The organism is Nocardia acididurans (genome assembly GCF_016741815.1).
In the GTDB taxonomy this organism is placed as follows: domain Bacteria; phylum Actinomycetota; class Actinomycetes; order Mycobacteriales; family Mycobacteriaceae; genus Nocardia; species Nocardia acididurans.
Genome location: NZ_JAERRJ010000066.1, coordinates 1 through 399 on the forward strand (window position 1 = coordinate 1; position 399 = coordinate 399).

Sequence of the window (399 nt, forward strand, 5' to 3'; positions counted from 1 at the left end):
GCCACACCCTTGGGCACACCCGTCGTACCCGACGTATAAATCACATACGCCAGATTCCGCGTGTACGGAGTGGGTAGTACCCGTACCGGTCCGGTCTCGATCGCGGGCTCGGCCATATCGACAACGACCACGGAATGGCTGGCGATCCGCGCGACGTGCTCTGCCGTTGTGACCACCGCGACCGGTGACGCGTCAGCGAGAACGAACGCGACCCTTTGCTCGGGATGATGCACATCGATAGGCAGATATGCCGCGCCGGTTTTGAGCACCGCCAGAATCGCCACCACCGCATCGGCCGACCGCGGCAACAATAATCCGACGATGTCACCGAGCCCGACGCCGACGCCAACCAGCCGATGCGCCAGCTGGGACGACTTCTCGTCGAGTTCCCGGTAGGTC

General features: G+C 63.4%; 1 protein-coding gene. It reads right to left on the reverse strand.

The window, feature by feature from the left end; translation table 11 throughout:
• On the reverse strand, positions 1 to 399 hold a 399-nt coding region (locus tag JK358_RS38815), incomplete at both ends, for an AMP-binding protein (RefSeq protein ID WP_201958891.1).